The organism is Streptomyces sp. BE20 (assembly GCF_036322525.1).
In the GTDB taxonomy this organism is placed as follows: domain Bacteria; phylum Actinomycetota; class Actinomycetes; order Streptomycetales; family Streptomycetaceae; genus Kitasatospora.
In genome coordinates this window covers 1-249 of sequence record NZ_JAQYWW010000102.1, presented here as the reverse complement: position 1 = coordinate 249, position 249 = coordinate 1, and the positions used below count along the sequence as shown (strand labels likewise).

The following is a 249-nucleotide window of genomic DNA, read 5'->3' as shown; positions in this document are numbered from 1 at the left end:
CATGTTCACCGAGTCGACCGCGCACCTCGACCAGTCCAGCTCACCTCGCGCGCCGAGCTCCTCCAGGACCACCCGGTGGAGCTTGGCCCAGACCCGGGCCCTGCTCCACTCGGTGAACCGCCGATGCGCAGTCGGGCCGGAGGGGCCGAAGCACGGCGGCAGTTGGGCCCAGGTGCACCCGGACGTCGCGACGAACACGATCGCCGCCAGCACCTCGCGATCCCCGTGGCGCCGACGGCCACCACCCTG

At 72.7% G+C, this 249-nt stretch carries 1 protein-coding gene; it reads right to left on the bottom strand.

The genetic code is table 11. The annotated features are described in order from the left end of the window. Positions 1-249: transposase (locus PUR61_RS00505; RefSeq protein ID WP_329874454.1), on the bottom strand; the 249-nt coding region annotated here is incomplete at both ends.